Source organism: Mycobacterium sp., from assembly GCF_036273375.1.
Classification (GTDB): Bacteria; Actinomycetota; Actinomycetes; order Mycobacteriales; family Mycobacteriaceae; genus Mycobacterium.
In genome coordinates this window covers 12,564-34,236 of the sequence record NZ_DASUHS010000231.1, presented here as the reverse complement: position 1 = coordinate 34,236, position 21,673 = coordinate 12,564, and the positions used below count along the sequence as shown (strand labels likewise).

Sequence of the window (21,673 nt, the reverse complement as noted above, 5' to 3'; positions counted from 1 at the left end):
CAGCACGTGGCGCTTGCTGCGTGTTTGGAATCCCATCGCGAGCTCTACAACGCCGCGTTGCAAGAGCGTCGAAACGCGTGGACGCACAGCAAAACCCGGATCCGATACGGGGATCAAGCCGCGCAGCTCACCGAAATCCGTATCGTCCGTCCCGATATGGCACTTTGGTCTTACTCGAGTCAACAGGCGACATTGCGCAGGCTCAACAAAGCCTTCGAGAGCTTTTTCCGCCGGGTCAAGGCCCGTGCGAGGCCAGGGTATCCGCGGTTTAAAGGCCGGACTCGGTTCGGCAGTGTGGAATGGCCGAAAGACGGCGACGGTGCCCGCTGGCACCCGGACTCCGACCGCGTGTACCTGCAAGGTATCGGGCAAGTCAAAGTCACGGCGCATCGTAAAGTGCTGGGTCGGGTGAAGACGATACAGATTCTCCGGCAAGGCCGCCGCTGGATGTTGGTCCTGTCTTGCGACGACATACCGACTAACCCGCTGCCAGCCACCGGACGGCAGGCCGGGATAGACGTAGGAGTCGCTAGCTTCATTACGATCTCGGACGGTAGGCACGTGAAGAATCCGCAGTGGGCACGCACCGCTGCAGCCCAGCTGGCGGCCGCGCAACAGCGGCTGGGACGCGCCGAGCGTGGGTCCAACAATCGGCGCCGCCGACGTGAGACTGTGGCCGCCCGGCACCGCAAAGTCGCCAACGCTCGCCGCGACTTCCACCACAAGGTCGCACTGCAACTCGTTGAGTGCTACGACTTGCTCGTTGTCGAAAATCTCGCAATCGCCAACATGACCCGGCGGAGCAAACCCGTGCCCGACCCTGGCCAAGAAGGCGGGTTTTTGCCAAATGGGGCTACCGCCAAGACGGGGCTCAATAGAAGTATCTGTGACGCCGGCTGGGGTCAGTTCCTCTCGATTCTGCGCACCAAAGCGGAAGACGCTGGACGCATCTGGATCGATGTTGACCCCAGGCACTCCTCGAACCGGTGCGAAGTCTGTAACTACACGAGTAGGAAAAACCGCGTGAACCAAGCCGAATTCAGATGCCGATCGTGTGGATACACCGTGCAGGCCGACGAACAGGCGGCACGCAACATACTCAGGGCTGGGCTGGCCCTTCACGCGCACGTCGCGTGAAAAGAAGCTGGCGACTTCGGTTGTCAGAGAAGTCACTTAGAGCAGCTCCAAACGTCGCGCCATGTCGGAGGCAAACACCCCTGTCGGATCTACCTTGCGGCGCACCGCGATCCATTCGTCGATGCGCGGATACATGGCGTGGAAGGTTTCGGCGCTCACGCGAGAATCCTTGGCGGTGTAGACCCGTCCGCCGAATTCCAGCACGCGCCTGTCGAGTTCGTTGAGGAACTCGTTGATCCCCGGCTTGTTGGGGAAGTCCATGGCGACGTTCCAGCCGGCCATCGGGAAACTCAGCGGTGCGCGGTTGCCGGGGCCGAAGAGCTTGAACACGTTCAGCGCCGAGTAGTGTCCGCTGGTCTGGATCCATCGGATGATGGCCTTGAACTCGTCCATCGCGTCCGGCCGGACCAGGAACTGGTGTTGGGCGAAACCCCTTGGGCCGTAAGCATTATTCCAGCCGCTGACCAGGTCGAGCATGTGGTAGAACTGCGACAGATTCTGGACTTTGCCGCTGTACGTTCCGCCCAGTCGGTAATACACTTCGCCGATCGCCATGAACGACAGCTTGTTCATCGCGCTGATCGGGAACACGTCCGGCACCGTCAACAGCTGCGGCGCATCGAATTTCAGCGGGTTCTTGGCCAGCTTCTTCGGCAGCTGATCGAGCTTGGCCAGACTGCCGCGGCTGACCGCGGCGCGGCCCAGCTTCGGCGGCGGGCTGATCAGGTCGAACCAGGCGCTGGAGTACGTGTAGTTTGCCTCGCTGCCGTCGAGGTGAACGGCGACCGTTTCGTCGAGGTCCTTGGTGGCGACGCCGTCGGCGATGAAGTAGGCCGTCTCCGTGGGCGTCATGGCAATGGTGGCGCGCAGCACGATCCCGGTCAGGCCGTTGCCGCCGACGGTTGCCCAGAACAGCTCGGCATCGTCCCCGTCGGGGGTGATGGTGCGGACGGTGCCGTCGGCCATGAGAAGATCCATCGACCGGACGTGGTTACCGAAGCTGCCCGCGCTGTGGTGGTTCTTGCCGTGGATGTCGCAGGCGATCGCGCCGCCGACGGTGACCTGGCGCGTTCCCGGCAGCACCGGAACCCAGAGCCCGAACGGCAGCGCCGCCTTCATCAACTGGTCCAGGCTGACGCCGGCGTCGACGTCGACCAGCCTGGTGTCGGCGCTGATCGAGTGAATGCGATTGAGCCCGGTCATGTCGATCACCAGGCCGCCGCCGTTTTGCGCGTTGTCGCCGTAGGAGCGGCCAAGCCCGCGGGCGATCACGCCGCGGCTCTTGGGATCGGCCGAGTCGGCCACCCGGGCCACCGCCTTGGCGATCACCTCGGGATCGCGGCTGAAGAGCACCTGGGCCACCGACGGCGCGGTGCGCCCGAAGCCCATCAGCCGGGCGGGCTTGGTCAGGGGATCGGTGCTCGACATCGTCAAAGAGGGTACCGCTTGCGCCGTGCGGCTCAGCGGATGCGGAAGATTACGGCACGCTGCACCACGAAGTTGATCACCGTCGCGGTGCCCTGCGCGATCACGAACGCGACGAGGGGCGCCCAGCCCCGGTAGTGCAGAAACGCCAGACATAGATGGTTGAGCCCGACCTGGACGGCGAACGTGATCGCGTAGAGAACCATGACCGCGACGAACCGGGCGGTGCTGGGGGTCGCCTGGAAGGTCCAGCGGCGATTGATCAGGTAGGCCGTGATGGTGCCGACGATGAAGCTGGTGGCCTTGGACAGGTCAACCTGTGCGCCCACGACCTTCCACAGCAGCAGGTAGAGCCCGAAGTCCACGATTCCCGCCATACCGCCGGTGACGACGAATCGTATGACCTGCGTCGTCAGGCTCAAGTTCGCCCGCGCCGGGGAGGCTTCAGACGCGGAATCGGGTACCGGGGCAACCATCGAGGGGAGTCTAACGGGGGCGCCGGGCACTACCCGCCAAGCGTCAGCGGGGCAGCTTGACCGAGATCAGCTCGACCTGGTTCTCGCCCTGCGGCGTCGAGTAGGTCACCGTGTCGCCCGGTTTCCGCCCGGCCAGGGCCTGGGCCAGGGGGCTGCGCGCGGTCAGCGTCTCGGCCTCCCGGCCGACGGGAGTCTCCTCGACGATCGAGATCACGTGCATCGTGACGACTTCACCGTCGGCGAACCGCAAGGTCACCTCGGTGCCGCCGGGCAGCGTCTCCGACGCGCCGGCATCCGACGGCCCGGTCCGCAAGCGCCGGTGCAATTCGCCGATCCGGTCGGTGAGCAACACCAGTTCCTCTGCCCGCTGGATCGCCTCGGCCGCGTCACCGTGATCGCCGACCATGCCGCGGTCGTTCTTGACCTCGGCCTCGAGGCGCTCACGCCGTTGCCGTAGCCGGTCCAGCTCCGCTTCGAGGCTGATCCGCGCGGCGTCCGCTGCTGAAGGGGCCTTTTTGCTCACGTCGGTGGACCTTTCGCCCAGTTGCTCAGGTGGCGTTCCAGTGTGACACCACGACGGGCAGGCCGCTAGCGTTCGGCCCGTTGGCGCGGCGCGTCACTGCTGCCCCGGTGATGCCTCGGGCCACCAGCCGTTCGGCGAACCGCCAGCCGAACAGCTCCCCATCGCCCGCACCGTCATTCCGCCGCCCGGCGCATCGGCGCACGCATCGCGTCGAGCCCGTCGACGGCCGTCGCGGCGATGGTGCTCCGCACCATGTAGCGCGGCTCTCTGGCCGGCCACGGCCGGCCACGATGCATGACGGCGCGGTTGTCCCACATCACCACGTCGCCCTCGCGCCACGAGTGCAGATAGCTCGCACCGGGCGCCGTCGCCGCCTGGGTCAGCTCGCCGAGCAACTCTTGCGCCGCTTTCCGTTCCATGCCCTCGATCGCGTAGGTGTGTGAGGCCATGTACAGCGCCTTACGGCCATTGACCGGGTTCTTCCACACAAGGCGCCAACATTGCGGCGGCAGTGCCGCCCGCTCCGCAGGTCCGACCAGGTCGGGCGCGATCTTGCCGCGCGAAAAGGCGTATTCGTGCCAGGCGAAGGAATCTTCCAGCTGCCGCTGCACCGCCGGATCGAGGCGCTCGAACGCAAGCCGGGTGGAGACGTACTCGGTCTCACCTCCCTGGGCCGGAACGATGCGCGACGACAGCACCGAAGCGAGCGCCGGCACCGGCTTGAACGAACTGTCGGTGTGCCAGAGCTGGTTGGCTTTGTTGTCCAGGGCGAGCCGGTCATCTTCTGGCACCACGTAGCCCTTCTCGTCGAGGGTCGTGAGGATCACGAGGTTGGTGCCGTGGCCCTGCGAATTCACCTTGGTGATCTCGAGCGGCCCGAAGCGGCGTGAGAAGGCAAGTTGTGCTTCATCGGTGACGTCCTGGTCACGAAGGACTAGAACCGAATGCTCCTCGAACGCCGCGCGCACCGTCATGTATTCGGCGTCGGCCGCCGCAACGTCGTGGATGGTGACTCCGCGCAATTCCGCGGCGAAGCCCGGGCCCAACGGCACGATTTCCATTGGCGCCCTCCGTCGCAGTCGAGGTTTGAGCATGACTGTCCACCCAAAACGAACCCCCGGCAAGCAAGCCGGCATGGAGGGCCTCTTGCAGATGGCGATGACCCGACGAGAAACGGCCCCTTACACCCAGTAGGGCACCCGGGCGCGGTACTGGCGCATGGCGACGGCGGCCATCAGCCAGCCAATGGCCGTCAACACCAGCACCACGGCCCAGTGCCGCAGTTCTTGATGCGAGCCGAGCAGCGGGGCGCGCACGATGTCGAGATAGTGCAGCAGCGGGTTGAGTTCGACGATCTTCGACCAGCGCCCGGCGCCTTGCTGTCGCAGGGTGTCGTCGTTCCAGATGATCGGCGTCATGAAGAACAGCAATTGCACCACCGAAAAGAGCAACGGTCCGATGTCGCGGTAGCGGGTCGCCAGGATGCCGAAACACAGTGACACCCAGATGCAATTGAGCACGATCAGCGCCAGCGCCGGGATCACCGAAAGATCGGCCCACGACCAGGGTTTGGGGAAGATCATCGCGATGACGACGTAGATGACGATGTTGTGCGCGAACAAGATGATCTGCCGCCACACCAGCCGGTAGACGTGCACGCTCAGCGGCGTCGGCAGTTGCTTGATCAGTCCCTCGTTGGCGACGAAGACGTCGGCGCCCTCCAGGATGGCGGCGTTGATCAGGTTCCAGATGATCAGCCCCAGCGTCACATACGGCAGATGCAGCGACAGCTCGAGATGAAAAAGCTTGGAGTACAAGCCTCCCATTGCGACGGCCGTGGTTCCGGTCGCGATGGTGATCCAGAACGGTCCCAGCACCGAGCGGCGGTAGCGCTGCTTGATGTCCTGCCAGCCCAGGTGCAGCCAAAGCTCGCGCCGGCGGAAGCCGTCGGCGAGGTCGCCTCGGGCGCGGGTAAGGGTGCGCGACTGTGCCGCCGCGTCGACGAAGGTCATCTGCGCCGCTCCTCCTCATCGCTTCGCTCTGCATCGTCGCCGGCGCGCGTCATCGGGGTCCGCCCCCGTCGTGCTTGCCGAACTGCTCGCGACGCCCCAAGCGCCGCAAGCGGATCCATTCCAGCAGACCGCGCGGGTCGCGACGGGTCACCAGGAAGAACCAACCGAACCGCACCCATTCCTGCACCAGCAGCTTGCGCAGGCCGGGCTGCGACAGCAGGTAGCCGCGGTTGCGGTAGGTGTAGAACCGCTTGGTGTGGTTGTCGGGATACTGGGTGTGCATGCGGCCACCCAGAATCGGCCGAAACTCATCGGATCCGCACGGGTGCAAGTAGATCGTGTCCAGGCAGGTCCCGAACGGCAGGCCGGACCGAACCAGCCGGCGGTGCATCTCCACCTCATCGCCGCGGATGAACAGCCGCAGGTCCGGGACGCCCACCGCGTCCAAGGTGGCGGCCTTAAACAGCGCGCCGTTGAACAGCGAGGCGATCCCGGGCAGGAAGTCCTGCCCCGGTTCGGTGCGCAATTCGCTTGCGCGCCTGCGCCATACCAAGCCGCGGCGCAGTGGGAAAGCCAGCCGTTCCGGGTCGTCGGAGTTGCAGACCATCGGAGATACCTCGGCAAGGCCGTGCTTTTCGGCACAGGCCAGCAGGGTGGCCAGAACGCTCGAGTCCTGCGGACGCCCGTCGTCGTCGGCCAGCCACACCCAATCGGCGCCCTGGGCCAACGCGTGCAGCATGCCCAGCGCGAAACCCCCTGCACCGCCGAGGTTTCGGCGTGAGGCCAGGTAAGTGGTCGGGATCGGTTGGCCGGCCACCAGGTCGCGGATCCGCCCGGAGCCCGGGCCTTCGCCGCAAAAATCATTGTCCACGACGATGAGGTGATCGGGCAGCCGGGTCTGCGTGCTCAGCACATCGAGCGATTTGGCCAGTTCGTCGGGGCGCCGGTGGGTGACGACGACGGCGAAGACGGTCTCACTCATCCCCGGATGCTCTTTGGGCCAGGGGTGTCTCGAGCCGATTCGCTTGCTGGGTCTCTTCCAGCACCTCGCGGACGTGCCGGGCCGCGTCCTCCCCTTCGTACGCGCGCACCACGTCTTCGATGCCGCCGGACATGCGGATGACGCCATGGTCGATCCACATCGCCGTCTTGCACAGCCGGGCCAGGAATTCGTTGGAATGACTGGCGAATACCAGGATTCCGGAGCGCTCCACCAGGCTCTGCAACCGCGACTGCGCCTTCTTCAAAAAGTCGGCGTCCACCGCGCCGATGCCTTCATCGAGCAGCAGGATCTCGGGGTCGATGCTGGTGACCACGCCCATCGCCAGGCGGACACGCATTCCGGTGGAATAGGTGCGCAGCGGCATGGACAGGTAGTCGCCCAGCTCGGTGAACTCGGCGATCTCGTCGACCTTGGACAGCATCTGCTTTCGCGTCTGACCCAGGAACAGACCGCGAATGATGATGTTCTCGTAGCCGGAGATCTCGGGGTCCATGCCGACGCCGAGATCGAAGACCGGTGCGACCCGGCCGGTGACCGTCGCCCAACCCCGGGTGGGTTCGTAGATGCCCGAAAGTAGGCGCAGCAGAGTCGATTTGCCCGCCCCGTTGTGGCCTACCAAGCCGACCCGGTCGCCCAACTCGAGGGACATGGTGATGTCGCGCAACGCTTCGACCACCACCACGTTGGAGCTGTTGCGGCCGATCGTGCCGCCGGCCTTGCCCAAGAAGGCCTTCTTCAACGAGCGCGACTTGGCGTCGAAGATGGGAAACTCCACCCACGCGTTGTGCGTCTCGATGTGAGGACCAGAATCCGGCGTCATTGGTGCTGCGTCTGCTTACAGGTACTGACCGTGCCCGGGCGCGCCCGGCTTACCGATGCCCGGGGGAAGCGCGCCCTGGCGCATTTTTTCCAGCTGCGCGCGGGCGGCCATCTGCTGCGCGAAAAGCGCGGTCTGGATGCCGTGGAACAGCCCTTCCAGCCAGCCGACCAACTGCGCTTGGGCGATGCGCAATTCGGCGTCGGACGGCGCGGCGTCCTCGTTGAAGGGCAGGGTGAGGCGATCGAGTTCCTCACGCAGTTCGGGTGCCAAGCCCTCCTCCAGTTCCCGGATGCTGGTCGCGTGGATCTCGCGCAGCCGGTTACGGCTGGCCTCGTCCAGCGGTGCGGCGCGCACCTCCTCGAGCAGTTGCTTGATCATCGTTCCGATTCGCATCACCTTTGCCGGCTGCTCAACCAGGTCGGTCAGGGAACGCGCGTCGGCGTCGTCGTCGGCGAGCGCCATCATTCGCGGGTCGACGCCGCCGATGATTTCGACGTCGTCGTCATCGTTGCGGGTACTCAATCGTTCACCATCCTTTGTGGACTAGGGGTGTGGCGTCGTGCCGTTTCCGCGCCATTCATAAATTCGGGCACCGCCATTGTCGTAGATCAACGCCCACGACTTCGACTTATCCAGTGACACTAGTCCTTCGGGTACGGCGAACCCCCGGACAGTCGGCGAGCTGGTGTAGATGTAGCGAATATTGAGCGCTTTAATCGCCTCGACGACCCGCGGATCGGAATCGCCGTTGCGGGCCGAGATCCAGAAGATGTATCGGTTGGGACCCGGACCCATCTGCTGTGGGTAGTCGTAGTGGGTCCACAGCGGATGCAGGTCGGCGACGGCGTACATCCACGCGGTGCCGTCGGTGTTGGCGTTGCCGATCAACGTCTCGTGAGCGCCGGGCAGCTTAGCCAGATAGGCCATGGCCATCAGGTCGCGCTGGTCGACCATCACCGAGTCGTACTTGTCGCCGAATAACACCAGGTGCCGATACAGGTAGTGGCGCCCGGTGAGGACGGTGGTCGCCACCAGCAGCACGGCGGTGGCCGACACCCAGACCGGGGCCGGAAGTGGTTTGAATCGGCCGGTCACCCGTTTGGCGCCGGCCACGACGCCCACGACGATCGCGAACACCGCGACGCCGGCCATCGGCTCCAGCAGCAGGGTGATAGCGGCCGAGATCCGCCGCGGATCCTTGTAGAAGAACTCGCCGAACATTCCGGCCACCGCACCGATCGGGCCGCCCAGCGGATTTCCGGCGTCGACGTCGACCACCACGAGCACCAGCCATAAGGCGAGCGGCCACCAGATCTTCTTGACCAGAAAAATGACCCCGCCGATGGCCGTCACCGCGATCAGCCCGTACTGCACCGGAAAGTCGTTGAGGTGGCGGGAGTGCTGGAACACGGCGTCGAAAACTCCTCGCTTCTTGCTGAGGTAGGTCAGAAAGGAATGGCCGGCAATGATGTCTTCCTGCCCCTGGACGCTGATGAACTGCGGCAACAGGATCAGTCCGGAGACCACCGCAACGCTGGCCAGGGCGACAAAATCGGCCAGCCTGCCGCGCACCGGACGCCACACGGCATCCATCAGCCACCAGGCCACGAGGAACAACAACACGATCACCCCGCCGGTGATGTGCACCGACATGACGCCCACCCACGCCAGGACGGCCGCCGGGATGCGGTCGCGGTGGCGCAGCGTGGTGGTGATCAAGACGAAAGCCGGAACCGCGACTCCATAGGCCGCGAGGTTGGGCATCGCGGCGACGCCGAACTCGACATAGGGGACCGCGGTGAACGATGCCGACAGCGTCGCCGCGGTGGCCGCCGCCCCGGCGCTGCGCCACTGGGTGGTGTGCCGCCGCAGCAGATGCCAGGTGAGCATCGCCGCGCTGGTCGGGAACAGCCAGACCGATGCGGCGACCGAAGTCAGCGTGTAGCCGGTGGTGGGCGCCGCCCCGGTCAGCTGACAGAACACGGCGACGAGGGCGTGGAACACCGATGGGTAATACAGCGTCTTATGGGTCTCGACGTTGCGCAGCTCGCCCATGTGCGTCGACGACGCCTGGCCGGTGTCCAGGATGAAACGCACCTCGTTGGCGTGCCAGACGGCGTCCCAGGTGCTCGGGATGGTCTGCCAATGGGCGGCGAGGCCGCGGTAGGCGGCCCACATGATGAGCAGCGCGCCCAACAACACGCCCGCGCCCACCGCGACGGCGGGCCAGCGGCTGACCCCCCGGGCTTCGGCGTCGCGGTCGCGGAAGCGGGCGAGCAGCAGCTGTAGGCCGATCATCAGCAGGCACACCACGACCAGCGCCGCGAGCGCGGTCCAGCCGTTCCACGGAATTCCGATGGCACCAAACGGAATAATGGCGAGCGCGACCACGCCGAAGGTCAGCGCCGGGCCAACCGCGACAGCGACCGGCCAAGACAGCTGACTGATACGTGCGATGATCGCCCCGGGCGCTATCAGCAAGAACAATGCAATGAGCGTTCCGAACCAGAGCCCCACTCGACTAGTATGGCTGGCCGGGTGCCCTGGCTCGGGAGGCCACCAACTGGCCGGCACGTCTGTGGCACCCGCTACCGTCACAGTTTCGCAAAAAAGCGGAAGCCTAAGGTGGCCCACATGGCATATGACGTCGCCCGGGTGCGCGGACTGCATCCGTCGCTGGGTGACGGCTGGGTCCACTTCGACGCCCCGAGCGGGATGCTCATTCCCGATTCCGTCGCGACCACGGTGTCGACGGCTTTCCGCAGGTCCGGTCCCACTACGGTGGGCGCACACCCATCGGCGCAGCGCAGTGCCGCTGTTCTGGAGGCGGCGCGGGCGGCGGTGGCCGACCTGTTCAACGTCGACCCCGCCGGTGTCGTGCTGGGGGCTGATCGCGCGATCTTGTTGTCGGCGCTGGCCGAGGCGTCGTCGTCGCGGGCCGGCCTGGGCTACGAGGTCATCGTCAGCCGCCTGGACGACGAAGCCAACATCGCCCCGTGGCTGCGCGCGGCACACCGGTACGGCGCCAAGGTCAAGTGGGCCGAGATCGACATCGAGACCGGTGAGCTCCCGACATGGCAGTGGGAGGGCCTCATCGGGAAGTCGACCAGGCTGGTCGCCGTCGCCTCGGCCTCCGCGACGCTGGGCACGGTCACCGACCTGCGGGCGACGACCAAGTTGGTGCACGACGTCGGTGGATTGGTGGTGGTCGACCATTCGGCCGCGGCGCCCTACCGCCTGCTCGACATGAAGGAAACCGATGCCGACGTGGTGGCGGTGAACGCTGCGGCGTGGGGCGGTCCGCCGATCGGGGCGATCGTGTTTCGCGATCCCGCGTTGCTCAACTCGTTCAGTTCCATCTCGCCTGACCCCAAGGCCGTCGGGCCGGCACGCCTCGAGATCGGCGCGCACCAGTTCGGTCTGCTGGCCGGGCTGGTGGCCAGCATCGAGTACCTGGCGTCGCTCGACGAATCCGCCCGCGGTGGCCGGCGCGAACGCCTGGCGGTATCGATGCAATCCGCCACGTCGTATCTGAACCGGATCTACGACTACCTGATGGTGTCGTTGCGGTCGCTGCCATTGGTGATGGTGATCGGCCGTCCGGAGGTCCGAATCCCGGTGGTCAGTTTCGCGTTGAGCGGCGTGCCCGCCGAGCGAGTAGTCCAGCGGTTGGTGGACAACGGGATTCTGGCCGTCACCAACGAAAGTTCCCGCGCCCTCGATGTGTTGGGCGTCAACGACGTTGGCGGCGCGGTCACGGTGGGCCTGGCGCACTACTCGACGACGGCCGAAGTCGACCAATTGGTGCGCGCGCTGGCGTCGCTGGGCTAGACGCCCCTCACCTCGTCATCGCGTGTGCACTCACGGCGGGAATCCGCCGCGAATCTCGCCCACCTTGCACACTGAAAGCCCTCAGCGCACATTCGACGGCCCAGCCCCTGGCTAGACGGTCAGCACGACCTTTCCGTGCACGTCTCCCGCAGCCAGCTTCTGGTGGGCTTCTCCCGCTTGCTCAATCGGCATGCGCGCACCGATGATCGGCCGGACCCGGCCCTCAGCGATCATCGGCCACACCGACGCGATCACCGCCTGCACGATTTCGGTCTTGCTGTTGGGGCCGGTCACCGGGCGGGCCCGCAATGTCGTGCCGATGACCCGCGCCCGCTTGCCCAGCAGCTTGCCGATGTTGAGTTCACCCTTGACCCCGCCCTGCATGCCGATGATCACGAGTTGCCCGTCGGTGGCCAGGGCGTCGATGTTGCGGTCGAGATAGGAGGCGCCCATGATGTCGAAGATCACGTCGGCGCCGCCCGCCTCCTGCAGGCGCGCGACGAAGTCCTCGTCGCGGTAGTTGATGGTGATCTCGGCGCCGAGCTCGCGGCAGAATTCCAGCTTCTCCGCCGACCCGGCGGTGACGGCCACGCGCACGCCAAGCGCGCGGGCGACCTGGATGGCGTGGCTGCCGACGCCGCTGGCCCCGCCGTGCAACAACAGCAGCTGCCCCTTGCCGAGATGCGCGGTCAGCACCAGATTCGACCACACCGTGCACGCCACCTCCGGCAGCCCGGCGGCCTCGACGAGGTCGACACCGTCGGGAATTCGCATCACCTGGCCAGCCGGAACGGCGACGTATTCCGCGTAGCCGCCACCGGCGAGCAGTGCGCAAACCTGTTGTCCGACGGACCAATTCGTGACGCCGGAGCCGATATCGGCGATGACGCCGGACACCTCCATGCCGATGATTTCGCTCGCACCGGGCGGCGGCGGGTATTTGCCGGCGGCCTGCAGCAGGTCGGCGCGGTTCACCCCGGCGGCGGCGACCTTGACCAGTACCTCGCCGGGGCCGGCGGAAACATCGGGCACTTCCTGCCAGGAAAGCTGATCGGCGGATTCGGCGACGATGGCGCGCATGGTGGCCACGCTACCGAGTGCCGCTACCCTAATCAGCGGTGGCGTGGCAGAGCGGCCTAATGCACTCGCCTTGAAAGCGAGAGACGGCTAACACCGTCCGGGGGTTCAAATCCCTCCGCCACCGCTCTGGTCCGCCGGGCCGAGCCCCTCGGCCGCCAGCCCCGACCGCCGCCCGATCTCGGCGGTAAAGCGCTGCGCCGCAAACACCTAGCTTCGATCGCCCTCGCTGTCGTCGAAGAAGTGCCACTCGCCGTCGTGCTCGACTTCCATGCGCCAGCCGAGCTCGCTGTTGTCGGCCTTTTGGTCGACGAACCACGCGTGCGCGTCCTCGGCGCTTTCGATGTCTTTGGTCGCGACGACCTCGCCCTTCGGGTCGAGCACTCGATAGGTAGCCATGTGGGCAGTGTTCCCATTGCCGCCATCGTCAACCAGTTGGGATTTCGGCGGTGATGGTGTCCAGCAGGGCGGTGTACCGGCGGGCTTCGGGATCCCGTCCGGGTTTGCCGCTGCTCACCACGCCGGCCGAAAGCCCGCGCGCGGGGTCGGCCCAGATCGCGATGTTGACCAGGCCCAGGTTGCCGAACGCGTGCGGCGCGTTGCGCCCGAATGGACCCCATCGGTTGGTGCCGAGAATGTACCCGGTGCCCCAGCGGGCCGGTTGCAACCCGACCGCGAAATCGGGCCGTAGTCTGCGGCATTCGGTCACGGCACCGTACATAGTCTCCGGACTGATCACCCGCACGCCATCGAGTTCGCCTCCGCGCCGCCATATTTCGGCGAACCGCGACATCTCCTGCGCGGTCGACACCGTGTTCGACGACGGAATGATGGTGGTCAAGAACATCGGGGAGTTCGTGTACGGGATCATCTCGTGCACTGTTCCGCCGATCGCCTTGCGGAAGATCTGCGCGACCACCGGCGGGAGCGTCCGCCCCGTTGCGTGGCTCGGCGCCACCAACGGGACGTCCTGCTCGGCGACGCCGAAGTTGGTCCAGCGGAAGTCGAGCGGGTCGAGGATCTCGGTGGCCAGGATCTCCCGAATCTCCTTGCCGGTGGCCGAGTAAACAATCTCGCGCACCAGCGGACCCCAGGTCAACGCGTGGTACAGGTGGAACAGCCCAGGACGGTAGAGCGGGCGCAACTCACCCAGCTTCTGCTGCGCGTAGTCGTGGTCGTCGGCGCGGGTGACGTCCGGCCTGGGCCCGGTGGGGAAGGGCACCCCCGCGCTGTGTGTCATCACGTGCCGGATGGTGATCCGGTGCTTGCCATGACTGGTGAACGTGGGGATGTATTCGCACACCCGGTCATCGAGTGAGAAGACGCCGCGCTCGACGAGCATGTGCACCACGGTCGCCGCGATCCCCTTGGCCGCCGAATACACGCAGAACGGTGTGTCGGGCGTGACCGCAACTTTCTCCGCGTCGGGCGGATCGCTCGGGGCGTTGCCCCAGCCGTGGCCGATGGCGCGGTTGAGCACGACGCGGCCATGCTGTCGGATGCATAGCTGGATCGCGGGATGGAAGCCGCCGCGGTACCAATGCCGGGCCGCCTGCCAGATCCGGTCGACGGCGGCGCTGTCGATTTCCGAATGGTCCTCGGCGCCGATCGCCGTCACGGAGTCCAGGTCTGCCGGGAGGCGGATCTTGCCGTCGGGAGTCGCTGTGCGCGGCTGGTTCACCCCAGCGAGGGTACGTGGCGTCCGGTTATTCCCCGGTGAACCGCGGCGGGCGCTTCTCGAACGTCGCCGAGATGCCCTCGGTCAGGTCCTTGGACGGCAGGAAGGCCGCGTTCCAGGCCGCCACATACCGCAGGCTCTCCGAGACCGCCGCGATGCGCTGCTGGTCGAGGACGTCCTTGACGCCGTGCACGGTCAGCGGGGGATTGGCGGCGATTTCCGCGGCGGTAGCGTGCGCGGCGGCCAGGGTGGCGTCGGCGTCGGCGTACACGTCGTTGACCAGACCGATCTTCTCGGCGCGGGCCGCGTCGATGTCCTTGCCCGTCAGCGCCAGCTCGCGCAGGTGCCCGTCGTTGAGGATCATCGGCAGGCGGGCCAGGCTGCCGACGTCGGCGACGATGGCGAGCTTGACCTCCCGCACCGAGAACTTGGCGTCGGCGCTGGCGTAGCGGATGTCCACCGCCGAGATCAGGTCGACGCCGCCGCCGATGCACCAACCGTGCACCGCGGCGATGGTGGGGGTCCGGCAGTCGGCGACCGCGCTGATCGCGCCCTGCATGCGCTTGACCTCGCGGTGGAACACCGCGCGCGGGCCGGCCAGCGCGTCGCCGGACAGCAATGGCGTGAACGAACCGCCCATCGCCGGCACGTCCAGGCCGTAACTGAAATTCTTGCCCGAGCCGGTCAGCACGATGGCCCGCACCTCGGGGTCGGCGTCCAGCGCCGCAAACAGCTCCGGCATCTCCGACCAGAAGGCCGGTCCCATCGCATTGCCCTTGCCCGGTCCGATCAGCGTCACCTGGGCGACGTGGTCTTTCGTCTCGACGGTGACGGATTCGTATGCTTGCGCCATATCGAGACCGTAGCGTGGCGAATATGGCTTCTGACTTGCGACCCGGACCGGATTCCCCGCCCACCGACGAGCTGCACAGCGCCGAGGACACCTTTGGGATTTTGCAACGGGTGCTGCACACGATTGCCTCCGACGACCTGTCACGACGCACGCCGTGCACGGAATTCGACGTGTCGGAGCTGACCGGGCATCTGCTGAACTCGATCTCGGCCCTCGGCGGCATGGTCGGCGCGAAGATTCCGGCGCGCGAAGAAGGCGATTCGGTGGAACGTCAGGTTGTCGCCGCCGCGCGCCCGGCCCTGGACGCCTGGCACCGCCACGGGCTGGACGGGTCGGTGCCGTTCGGCAAGGGGGAGATGCCCGCCAACAGCGCGTGCGCCATCCTGTCGATCGAGTTCCTGGTCCACGCCTGGGATTACGCCGCCGCGGTGGGGCACGACATCGACGCGCCCGAGCCGCTGTCCGAATACGTGCTGGGGCTCGCGCGTCACATCATCAGGCCGGAGTTGCGTGGTCAAGCCGGATTTGACGGCCCGGTCGACGTCCCCGCGGACGCCGGCGCGCTCGAGCGGCTGGTCGCGTTCACCGGCCGCAACCCGGCGGGGTAGTTCGAGCTGGGGCGCCGAGTGAATCCTGGGCGTCGGGTGTGAAGCCACGGCGGGCGCCCCGGCGTGTCGCCGCCCTGGACGCACACTCAAGGCCGTCAGCGCACACTCAACGACGGCCCTGGGGAACTACTCCCGTTCCAGGTAGAAGTAGTAGTACTTGCCGTTATCCCGGACGCCCTTGCCGTTCATGATGCCCATCACGGTGTCGTCGTCGATCTTCTTGAAGTGGTCGTGCACCGGCTGACCGTCGTAAACCATGGTGGCGGTGACCTCTCCGCGGAAGTCCTCCAGCCATAGGCTGGCCTCGCCCTTGCCCATCTCGACGTTGGAGAACTTGTTGCCGTCGGCGTCGAGACAGACGAGGGGCTGCACGTCGCGCACGGACTTGAAGGTCTTGCCGTACCAGCCGGCCTTTTCCAGTTGGCCATTCATTTTGTGGCCGGTCTGGAATTCGCCGCCCTTCCATTCGCCGAGCATCCCGTCGATCGTCGCGGGCGCAAGCTCGGCCCAGAATTCGTCGAGCTCGGAATCTGCGATGTCGCCGCTGCGCTCTTTGAGCTCGGTGAACTTCTTCCGCGCGAGGTCCACGGCGTCTCCTTACGATTCGGTGCGGGCTAACCAATCGCGGGCAAAATGCAGCAGAGCGTCATTTTCGGCCGGCGCACCAATGGTGACACGAATGCCTTCGCCCGCGAACGGACGGACCACCAGGTGCGCGTCGGCGGCCTGGTCGGTGAAATCCATGGTGCGCTCACCTAGCGGTAGCCAGAGGAAGTTGGCCTGCGACGGGGGCAGCTGGAATCCGGCGTCGCGCAGCGCGGCACCGACCCGGGTGCGCTCGACGACCAGCGCGTCGGTGCGGGCCATCAGCTCGTCGGAGGCCTCGAGTGACGCGATGGCGGCCGCCTGTGCGACGTTCGTCAGGGCGAACGGCATGACCACCTTGTCCAGCGCGGTGATCAGGTCCGGGTGGCCGACCGCGTAACCGACGCGCAGCCCCGCCAACCCGTAGGCCTTCGAAAAGGTCCGCAGCGCAACGACATTGCTGTGGGTCAGCGCCAGGTCCAAGCTGTTGGGCAGCATGCCGTCGCGGATGTATTCGACGTAGGCCTCGTCGATGGCGATCAGGACGCGCGGCGGCACGGCCTCGACGAACCGCGTCAGTGCGTCCGGGTCGACGACGGTGGACGTCGGATTGTTCGGGTTGCACACGAAAATGAGCCGGGTGCGGTCGGTGAGGGCGGCGAGCATCGCGTCGAGGTCGTGCGTGTGGTCGGTCAACGGCACTTTGACGGTGGTCGCTCCGGACACCTGGATGATGGGCCGGTAGCACTCGAAGCTGCGCCAGCCGATCATCACCTCGTCGCCGGCGGCGGCGGTGATCTGAACAAGCTGCTGGCACAAGGTGACCGAACCGCTACCGACCGCGATGTGCTCGGGGGCGACGTCGGAACCCAGGTGCATCGCCAGCGCGGCCTTGAGGTCGACGCTGGCGCTGTCCGGGTAGCGGTTGATCACGGCAACCGCGCGCTCGATCGCCGCGTGCACGCTGGGCAGGGGGCCGTGGACGGTCTCATTGCTGGCCAGCTTGATCGAGCCGGGCACGTTCTTGCCTGGGACATATACCGGCAGTCCGACCAGTTCGTTGCGCAGGCGGGCGGTCACTTCGACAGTTTATGTCTCATCTGTGTAAGGTATGGCCGGTTCCGCGCGAGCCTGAAGGGGTCCGGTACCCTCAGAAAGTCCAAGGGAGGCGTGCCAGAGCGGCCGAATGGGGCTCACTGCTAATGAGTTGTCCCCCTCAAAGGGGACCGGAGGTTCAAATCCTCTCGCCTCCGCCACGGAAACACGGAACACGGAACGACAACTAAATGACAGGCGCCCGTAGCTCAACGGATAGAGCATCTGACTACGGATCAGAAGGTTAGGGGTTCGAATCCCTTCGGGCGCGCTCGCTAGGGCTTCGGCGACCCGAAATGATGCGAATCGTTAAGACCCAGTTCTTGTGGCGCGGTTTTTCGTCGATAGCGAACGCCCGCCGGTAGCCCCGCGCGGAGACCCAGCGCAACAGTTCCGCGTACAGCGCGCGGCCTCCGCCGCTACGGCAATGGTCGGCGTCGAGGTAGATCCCTGCTTCGGTCGACCACTGGTACGTAGCAAGGCGATTCAAGGCGTGCCCGCAGGCGAAGCCGATCACTCGGCGATCGCGTTCCAGGACAAGCCATTCGTGGCCGGCCTGGGCGGCGGCGATACGCGCGGCCATCTCATTTTCGGTCGGGACGTCGATCTCCCAACTGATGACGGTGCGCTCGACGTAGGGCCGGTAAACGGCAAGGCACGCAACCGCATCCGTTGCCGACGCCGGCCGGACCAGGCCGCCGCTCGCGTGCACGTCGCCGCACTAGGGGCGCGGCTGGAACGGCTGGAACGGACCCCTGCGGGGCGGTTCGGTCACGGTCTGCGTGACGGTGCTGGTTTCGGTGCTCGGTGCGACCGTGGTCGGCGGCTGTGTCGTCGTGCTGGTGTCGGTGCTCGGCGGTGGGGCCGTCTCGGTCACGGTCTCGGTCGGGCCCTTACCGCCGCCGCCCCCGTGGTGCCGCGGCGCCTGCTCCGTGGTGGTGGTCACCGGCGCGGTGGTGGACGGGACGGGCGTCGTGGTTGCGGGGCTGGGCGCCGGCGACCCGCTGGTGAGCTTGACCACCGCGAACACCAGCGCGGCCAGCAGGATCACTCCGACGGCGCCGGCCGCGATCAACGCCGCCGGACGGCGGTACCACGGCGTCGGCGGCTCCGGCGGTTGTGGCTCGGAGTCGTAATAACCGCCGTACCGCGCGGCCGCGGTGGGGTCGGAGTAATAATCCGGTTCTTCGGGATAAGGCGGCACGAGAGGAGATGTTAGTAGGTCAGCCCTGGTTGGAGATGAGGCCCAGCGCCCGCTCGAACAGATGCACCGTGGCCGCGTGCAATTGGTCGCCGACCTCCTTCTCGGCTTTTCCGGCGCAGGCCCGCGCCAGCGTCCCCTCGATCACGATCCCGAGCTTGAAGCAGGCCAGCACGGTGTACCAGGTGATGTGGGACAGGTCGCGGGTGCTGTTGGCGGCGTAGCGCTCGAAGAGCTCGTCGGTGCTGGCCAGCCCGTCCTGCCCGCCGAGGGCGTGGCTGAACACGCTGGAGCCGTCGGGCTGGCGCCAGGTGGCCAGCAGCCAGCCCAGATCCAGCAGCGGATCGCCGATCGTGCACATCTCCCAGTCGACGATCGCGACCACGTCCGGGCCGGTGCGGGAGAACATCACATTGGCGGCGTGATAGTCACCGTGCATGATGCCCGGCGTCCAGCGGGCCGGCCGGTGACGGTCCAGCCACGCCGACACCTCCTCGATGCCCGGGATGTCGGGCCCGGGGTAGCCGTCGTACTCGTTGTAGGACTCCAGCTCCGAAAGCCAGCGCGGCACCTGGCGTTCCAGGAAACCCTCCGGCTTGCCGAAATCGGCGAGGCCCACCGCGACGTGATCGACGGCACCGAGCCTGGCCAGCGCATCGGCCATCGACAGACCCATGCCGTGGCGCACCTTGGCATCGCCGGCGTGCAGGGGTGGCAGGCCTTCGCCCGCGTTGAAGCCGTCGACCGGGTCCATCAGGTAGAAGACGGCGTCACCGAGCACACTCGGGTCCTCGCAGGCGGCGATCAGGCGGGGGTGGGGGACGTCGGAACCAGCCAGTGCGGCAAGGACTTTGGTTTCCCGCAGGATCACGGTGTTGCTGCGCGGACGTAAGTGTCGTGGCCCGCGCCGCAGCACATAAGGCCGGCCGGACCTGGTGAAGCGCAGCATGACGTTCTGGGTTCCACCGGTGACAGTGGAAACGTCCTGTAGCGGCCCCTCGCCGAGCCCCCGCCCGGACATCCACTCCGCCACGGCTTCCAGGTTCACGTCATCCACTCTTCAGCCCTTCGGGTGCGGCGTATATCGGACGGTTTGCGCTCGGATCGTGCCGTCGCGAAACACGAAGGTGTCAACACCGTCGTCGACCCGATTGACAGCCGAGTCGGCGGACCACTCGAGGAACAGCACGTCCTCGTCGAAAAGCTGGGTCATCAAGTCCCAGTCCGCATCCGGCAGATCGGCGAGCAATGTCGCGAAGACTCTGCGAATGGCGTCCTTGCCGCGAGCGACGCCGGCGCGGCTGAGCAGCACGGAATCCTCGGCGTAATCGACGACGATCTCGTCAAGGTCGCCCGCTTCCAGTGCGGTGCCGTGGTGGGCGAACACCTCCTGCGCAGTATGTGACGGGGTGGGCGTCATGGCACTCCCTTGCAACCTGTGGAACGTCTGGGAAAAAGACTAGGGCAGGGGCGGAGGGCGACCTCGGCCGGCGGCGGCTGGAAGAATAGTGTGCATAACTTACTTTCTGGGAAGGGAACTGAGCGATGCCGCGGACCGACAATGACTCCTGGGAAATCACTCAAAGCGTGGGCGCCACCGCGCTGGGTGTCGCGGCAGCTCGCGCGGCCGAAACCGAGAGCGAGAACCCACTGATCAATGATCCCTTCGCCCGCGTGTTCGTCGACGCCGCGGGCGAGGGGATGTGGAGCATCTACGCCAACCCGGCGCTGCTGGCCAAGGCGGGCGACATCGAGCCGGATCTGCGGAATCGGCTACAGCTGATGGTCGACTTCATGGCCACCCGAACGGCGTTCTTCGACGAGTTCTTCCTCAGCGCCGCGGACGCCGGTGTTCGGCAGGTGGTGATCCTGGCGGCCGGCCTGGACGCACGCAGCTGGCGCCTCCCGTGGCCCAACGGCACCGTCGTCTACGAGCTCGATCAGCCCAAGGTGCTGGAATTCAAATCCAACACCCTGCGCGAGCACGGGGCGGAGCCCAAGGCACAGCTGGTCAACGTTCCGATCGATCTGCGTCAGGATTGGCCGAAAGCGCTGCAGGAGGCGGGATTTGATGCCTCAAAGCCCGCCGTGTGGTCGGCCGAAGGCCTGGTTCGTTACCTGCCCGCGCAGGCCCAGGACCTGCTCTTCGAACGGATCAATTCGCTCAGCGTCGAGGGCAGTCGGCTGGCGTCCAACGTGCCCGACTCGGGTTTCACCGACCCCGCTCGTGTGCAGCGCCAGCGCGAGGACATGCGACGGATGCGCGCCGCGGCCGCCGAACTGGTCAACGCCGAGATCACCGACTTCGACGATCTCTGGTACCCGGAGGAGCGCACGCCCGTCGACGGCTGGCTGCATGACCGCGGCTGGGACGTCACGACGGCGTCGTTCTCGGAGTTGATGGCGCGGTATGGCCGCGGCGTTCCCCAGGACGCGCAGGACGCGATGCCGCCCACTCTCTATGTGTCCGCGCACCGGACGGCGGGCTGATCGCCCGCCTGGTCGCCACGCGCTCAAACATCAAGTATCGCAACGTCTCTCGCTAGGGTGACGAGCTGTCCCGCGACGGACGGTACCGTGGCCGCTATGGCTGCTCGACGTGCCCGGCTAAGCGACGTGCATGAGATCGCCGCCGCGATGCCGCACGTCCAGCGCCTCGAGGGTCCCAAGGGCAATGCGATTTACCAGGTGGGTGGGAAGTCGTTCGTGTTCTTCCGCACGCCCCGGCCCGACGCGACCGATCCGGACACCGGCGTGCGCTACGCGGACGTGATCATGCTCTGGGTGGAATCGGAAAGCGACAAGTTGGCGTTGATTTCCGATCCCGTTTCGCCGTTCTTCACCACGGACCATTTCGACGGGCACCCTTCGGTGTTGGTGCGGGCGAGTCGGCTGGCGGAAATCAGCAGAACCGAATTAGCTGAGTTGATCCAGGACGCCTGGTTGTCGCGGGCGTCGAACAAGCGGGCCGCCACCTGGCTCGCCGAGCACCTCTAACGCCCCAGGGCCGCGCCGACAAGCACTGCTGCATAACCCATTGCATGTTTAGACATAAGTCAAATGGGTAACTTCACGTCCACGAGAAAACTTCTTCTCGTCCACATTGGAGGTCACGATGCGTGGCAGCGGGATCATCGGAACAGTTGCGTTGGTGTGGTTGCTGATCGGGGTATTCGCGGCGTGGCAGCGTGACTACTTCAAAAACGACAACACATCATGCGCCTCAGCGGGCACGGTGGCGGTAACCGTGATCGCTGGACCCTTGAATTACTTCGGTGTCAATCCGAAAGTGACGGATTGTCATCTGCCGCAACCAAGTTCAATGCAATCGATCAACCTCTAACCCCTC

The 21,673-nt window shown here is 66.1% G+C and carries 25 protein-coding genes and 3 tRNA genes; 9 read left to right on the top strand and 19 right to left on the bottom strand.

The annotated features are described in order from the left end of the window. Positions 1-1,137: transposase (locus VFW69_RS20510; protein WP_526503988.1), on the top strand; the 1,137-nt coding region annotated here is incomplete at its 5' end. 36 nt (positions 1,138-1,173) lie between these two features. Here the strand turns inward: VFW69_RS20510 and dprE1 are convergent. The 9 genes from dprE1 to VFW69_RS20465 form a co-directional block, all read right to left on the bottom strand. Continuing rightward, on the bottom strand, positions 1,174-2,565 hold the full coding sequence (gene dprE1, locus VFW69_RS20505; protein ID WP_526503986.1) for a decaprenylphosphoryl-beta-D-ribose oxidase: 1,392 nt from the start codon (positions 2,563-2,565) through the stop codon (positions 1,174-1,176). 32 nt (positions 2,566-2,597) lie between these two features. Then, positions 2,598-2,963: a GtrA family protein gene (locus VFW69_RS20500; protein WP_526503994.1), complete on the bottom strand. Its 366-nt coding sequence runs from the start codon at positions 2,961-2,963 to the stop codon at positions 2,598-2,600. A 118-nt stretch (positions 2,964-3,081) separates the two neighbouring features. After that, entirely contained in the window at positions 3,082-3,561 is a 480-nt protein-coding gene (locus tag VFW69_RS20495) for a GreA/GreB family elongation factor (RefSeq protein WP_526503984.1), read from the bottom strand. 173 nt (positions 3,562-3,734) lie between these two features. Next, positions 3,735-4,622, bottom strand: a complete 888-nt coding sequence (locus VFW69_RS20490) for a TauD/TfdA dioxygenase family protein (protein ID WP_526503982.1) — start codon at positions 4,620-4,622, stop codon at positions 3,735-3,737. A gap of 120 nt (positions 4,623-4,742) precedes the next feature. Continuing rightward, entirely contained in the window at positions 4,743-5,573 is an 831-nt protein-coding gene (gene wzm / locus VFW69_RS20485) for a galactan export ABC transporter permease subunit Wzm/RfbD (RefSeq protein ID WP_526503980.1), read from the bottom strand. Positions 5,574-5,622: 49 nt separating this feature from the next. After that, positions 5,623-6,555 carry a galactofuranosyltransferase GlfT1 gene (gene glfT1 / locus VFW69_RS20480; protein WP_526503978.1) on the bottom strand — a complete coding sequence of 311 codons (933 nt, stop codon included), beginning with the start codon at positions 6,553-6,555 and terminating at the stop codon, positions 5,623-5,625. After that, positions 6,548-7,396: a galactan export ABC transporter ATP-binding subunit Wzt/RfbE gene (gene wzt / locus VFW69_RS20475; protein WP_526503976.1), complete on the bottom strand. Its 849-nt coding sequence runs from the start codon at positions 7,394-7,396 to the stop codon at positions 6,548-6,550. Before wzt ends, glfT1 begins: the two co-directional genes overlap by 8 nt. 15 nt (positions 7,397-7,411) lie before the next feature. Continuing rightward, positions 7,412-7,861, bottom strand: a complete 450-nt coding sequence (locus VFW69_RS20470) for a proteasome activator (RefSeq protein WP_526503992.1) — start codon at positions 7,859-7,861, stop codon at positions 7,412-7,414. Positions 7,862-7,939: 78 nt separating this feature from the next. Next, positions 7,940-9,913 (bottom strand): DUF6541 family protein, encoded by a 1,974-nt coding sequence (locus tag VFW69_RS20465; protein WP_526503974.1) that lies wholly within the window; start codon positions 9,911-9,913, stop codon positions 7,940-7,942. A 117-nt stretch (positions 9,914-10,030) separates the two neighbouring features. Here VFW69_RS20465 and VFW69_RS20460 point away from each other — a divergent pair, with 117 nt between their 5' ends. Continuing rightward, complete coding sequence (locus tag VFW69_RS20460; protein WP_526503972.1) at positions 10,031-11,227, top strand: cysteine desulfurase-like protein; 1,197 nt, start codon at positions 10,031-10,033, stop codon at positions 11,225-11,227. Positions 11,228-11,338: 111 nt separating this feature from the next. Here VFW69_RS20460 and VFW69_RS20455 read toward each other — a convergent pair whose 3' ends face one another. Then, on the bottom strand, positions 11,339-12,307 hold the full coding sequence (locus tag VFW69_RS20455) for an NAD(P)H-quinone oxidoreductase (RefSeq protein ID WP_526503970.1): 969 nt from the start codon (positions 12,305-12,307) through the stop codon (positions 11,339-11,341). A 37-nt stretch (positions 12,308-12,344) separates the two neighbouring features. Here VFW69_RS20455 and VFW69_RS20450 point away from each other — a divergent pair. Continuing rightward, positions 12,345-12,431: transfer RNA gene (locus tag VFW69_RS20450), tRNA-Ser, on the top strand. 83 nt (positions 12,432-12,514) lie between these two features. Here VFW69_RS20450 and VFW69_RS20445 read toward each other — a convergent pair. From VFW69_RS20445 to VFW69_RS20435, 3 genes are read right to left on the bottom strand one after another with little or no spacing between them, the layout of a single operon-like run. Then, positions 12,515-12,703: a hypothetical protein gene (locus VFW69_RS20445; protein WP_526503968.1), complete on the bottom strand. Its 189-nt coding sequence runs from the start codon at positions 12,701-12,703 to the stop codon at positions 12,515-12,517. A gap of 28 nt (positions 12,704-12,731) precedes the next feature. Then, positions 12,732-13,985: a lipase LipE gene (gene lipE / locus VFW69_RS20440; protein WP_526503966.1), complete on the bottom strand. Its 1,254-nt coding sequence runs from the start codon at positions 13,983-13,985 to the stop codon at positions 12,732-12,734. Positions 13,986-14,010: 25 nt separating this feature from the next. After that, entirely contained in the window at positions 14,011-14,835 is an 825-nt protein-coding gene (locus VFW69_RS20435; RefSeq protein WP_526503964.1) for a crotonase/enoyl-CoA hydratase family protein, read from the bottom strand. A gap of 23 nt (positions 14,836-14,858) precedes the next feature. On the opposite strand from VFW69_RS20435, the gene VFW69_RS20430 reads away from it, so the two are divergent. Then, positions 14,859-15,443: a TIGR03086 family metal-binding protein gene (locus VFW69_RS20430; RefSeq protein ID WP_526503962.1), complete on the top strand. Its 585-nt coding sequence runs from the start codon at positions 14,859-14,861 to the stop codon at positions 15,441-15,443. Positions 15,444-15,569: 126 nt separating this feature from the next. Here the strand turns inward: VFW69_RS20430 and VFW69_RS20425 are convergent, their stop codons facing one another. Both VFW69_RS20425 and VFW69_RS20420 read right to left on the bottom strand, forming a co-directional pair. Beyond that, the gene (locus tag VFW69_RS20425) at positions 15,570-16,031 is read right to left on the bottom strand and encodes a DUF4334 domain-containing protein (protein WP_526503960.1); all 462 of its coding nucleotides are present in this window, start codon (positions 16,029-16,031) and stop codon (positions 15,570-15,572) included. Positions 16,032-16,040: 9 nt separating this feature from the next. Beyond that, on the bottom strand, positions 16,041-17,108 hold the full coding sequence (locus tag VFW69_RS20420) for a pyridoxal phosphate-dependent aminotransferase (protein ID WP_526503958.1): 1,068 nt from the start codon (positions 17,106-17,108) through the stop codon (positions 16,041-16,043). An 84-nt stretch (positions 17,109-17,192) separates the two neighbouring features. Between VFW69_RS20420 and VFW69_RS20415 the strand changes: the two genes are divergently transcribed. Both VFW69_RS20415 and VFW69_RS20410 read left to right on the top strand, forming a co-directional pair. After that, positions 17,193-17,284, top strand: a tRNA-Ser gene (locus VFW69_RS20415). A 37-nt stretch (positions 17,285-17,321) separates the two neighbouring features. Further along, a tRNA-Arg gene (locus tag VFW69_RS20410) sits at positions 17,322-17,394 on the top strand. Here VFW69_RS20410 and VFW69_RS20405 read toward each other — a convergent pair. Genes VFW69_RS20405 through VFW69_RS20390 form a run of 4 tightly spaced genes read right to left on the bottom strand, consistent with a single transcriptional unit; the run spans position 17,368 to position 19,744 of the window. After that, positions 17,368-17,835: a GNAT family N-acetyltransferase gene (locus VFW69_RS20405; protein ID WP_526503956.1), complete on the bottom strand. Its 468-nt coding sequence runs from the start codon at positions 17,833-17,835 to the stop codon at positions 17,368-17,370. The two genes, VFW69_RS20410 and VFW69_RS20405, sit on opposite strands and share 27 nt — an antisense overlap. Before the next feature lie 9 nt (positions 17,836-17,844). Further along, on the bottom strand, positions 17,845-18,327 hold the full coding sequence (locus VFW69_RS20400) for a hypothetical protein (protein WP_526503954.1): 483 nt from the start codon (positions 18,325-18,327) through the stop codon (positions 17,845-17,847). A gap of 19 nt (positions 18,328-18,346) precedes the next feature. Beyond that, the gene (locus VFW69_RS20395) at positions 18,347-19,345 is read right to left on the bottom strand and encodes a phosphotransferase family protein (protein ID WP_526503990.1); all 999 of its coding nucleotides are present in this window, start codon (positions 19,343-19,345) and stop codon (positions 18,347-18,349) included. A 39-nt stretch (positions 19,346-19,384) separates the two neighbouring features. Next, positions 19,385-19,744, bottom strand: a complete 360-nt coding sequence (locus tag VFW69_RS20390; RefSeq protein ID WP_526503952.1) for a nuclear transport factor 2 family protein — start codon at positions 19,742-19,744, stop codon at positions 19,385-19,387. Between the two features lie 125 nt (positions 19,745-19,869). On the opposite strand from VFW69_RS20390, the gene VFW69_RS20385 reads away from it, so the two are divergent. The 3 genes from VFW69_RS20385 (at position 19,870) to VFW69_RS20375 (ending at position 21,667) form a co-directional block, all read left to right on the top strand. Continuing rightward, complete coding sequence (locus tag VFW69_RS20385) at positions 19,870-20,814, top strand: class I SAM-dependent methyltransferase (RefSeq protein ID WP_526503950.1); 945 nt, start codon at positions 19,870-19,872, stop codon at positions 20,812-20,814. 96 nt (positions 20,815-20,910) lie between these two features. Next, positions 20,911-21,321, top strand: a complete 411-nt coding sequence (locus VFW69_RS20380; protein ID WP_526503948.1) for an MmcQ/YjbR family DNA-binding protein — start codon at positions 20,911-20,913, stop codon at positions 21,319-21,321. A gap of 106 nt (positions 21,322-21,427) precedes the next feature. Next, the gene (locus VFW69_RS20375; protein ID WP_064880197.1) at positions 21,428-21,667 is read left to right on the top strand and encodes a hypothetical protein; all 240 of its coding nucleotides are present in this window, start codon (positions 21,428-21,430) and stop codon (positions 21,665-21,667) included. The last annotated feature ends 6 nt before the right edge of the window (positions 21,668-21,673 follow it).

Coding starts and splice junctions, on each gene's coding strand:
- VFW69_RS20395 (WP_526503990.1), bottom strand. CDS start 19,345: ATGTCCGGGCGGGGGCTCGGCGAGGGGCCGCTACAGGACGTTTCCACT.
- VFW69_RS20435 (WP_526503964.1), bottom strand. CDS start 14,835: ATGGCGCAAGCATACGAATCCGTCACCGTCGAGACGAAAGACCACGTC.
- VFW69_RS20385 (WP_526503950.1), top strand. CDS start 19,870: ATGCCGCGGACCGACAATGACTCCTGGGAAATCACTCAAAGCGTGGGC.
- VFW69_RS20460 (WP_526503972.1), top strand. CDS start 10,031: ATGGCATATGACGTCGCCCGGGTGCGCGGACTGCATCCGTCGCTGGGT.
- VFW69_RS20390 (WP_526503952.1), bottom strand. CDS start 19,744: ATGACGCCCACCCCGTCACATACTGCGCAGGAGGTGTTCGCCCACCAC.
- VFW69_RS20490 (WP_526503982.1), bottom strand. CDS start 4,622: ATGGAAATCGTGCCGTTGGGCCCGGGCTTCGCCGCGGAATTGCGCGGA.
- VFW69_RS20430 (WP_526503962.1), top strand. CDS start 14,859: ATGGCTTCTGACTTGCGACCCGGACCGGATTCCCCGCCCACCGACGAG.
- dprE1 (WP_526503986.1), bottom strand. CDS start 2,565: ATGTCGAGCACCGATCCCCTGACCAAGCCCGCCCGGCTGATGGGCTTC.
- VFW69_RS20470 (WP_526503992.1), bottom strand. CDS start 7,861: ATGATGGCGCTCGCCGACGACGACGCCGACGCGCGTTCCCTGACCGAC.
- VFW69_RS20455 (WP_526503970.1), bottom strand. CDS start 12,307: ATGCGCGCCATCGTCGCCGAATCCGCCGATCAGCTTTCCTGGCAGGAA.
- wzm (WP_526503980.1), bottom strand. CDS start 5,573: ATGACCTTCGTCGACGCGGCGGCACAGTCGCGCACCCTTACCCGCGCC.
- VFW69_RS20380 (WP_526503948.1), top strand. CDS start 20,911: ATGGCTGCTCGACGTGCCCGGCTAAGCGACGTGCATGAGATCGCCGCC.
- glfT1 (WP_526503978.1), bottom strand. CDS start 6,555: ATGAGTGAGACCGTCTTCGCCGTCGTCGTCACCCACCGGCGCCCCGAC.
- VFW69_RS20445 (WP_526503968.1), bottom strand. CDS start 12,703: ATGGCTACCTATCGAGTGCTCGACCCGAAGGGCGAGGTCGTCGCGACC.
- wzt (WP_526503976.1), bottom strand. CDS start 7,396: ATGACGCCGGATTCTGGTCCTCACATCGAGACGCACAACGCGTGGGTG.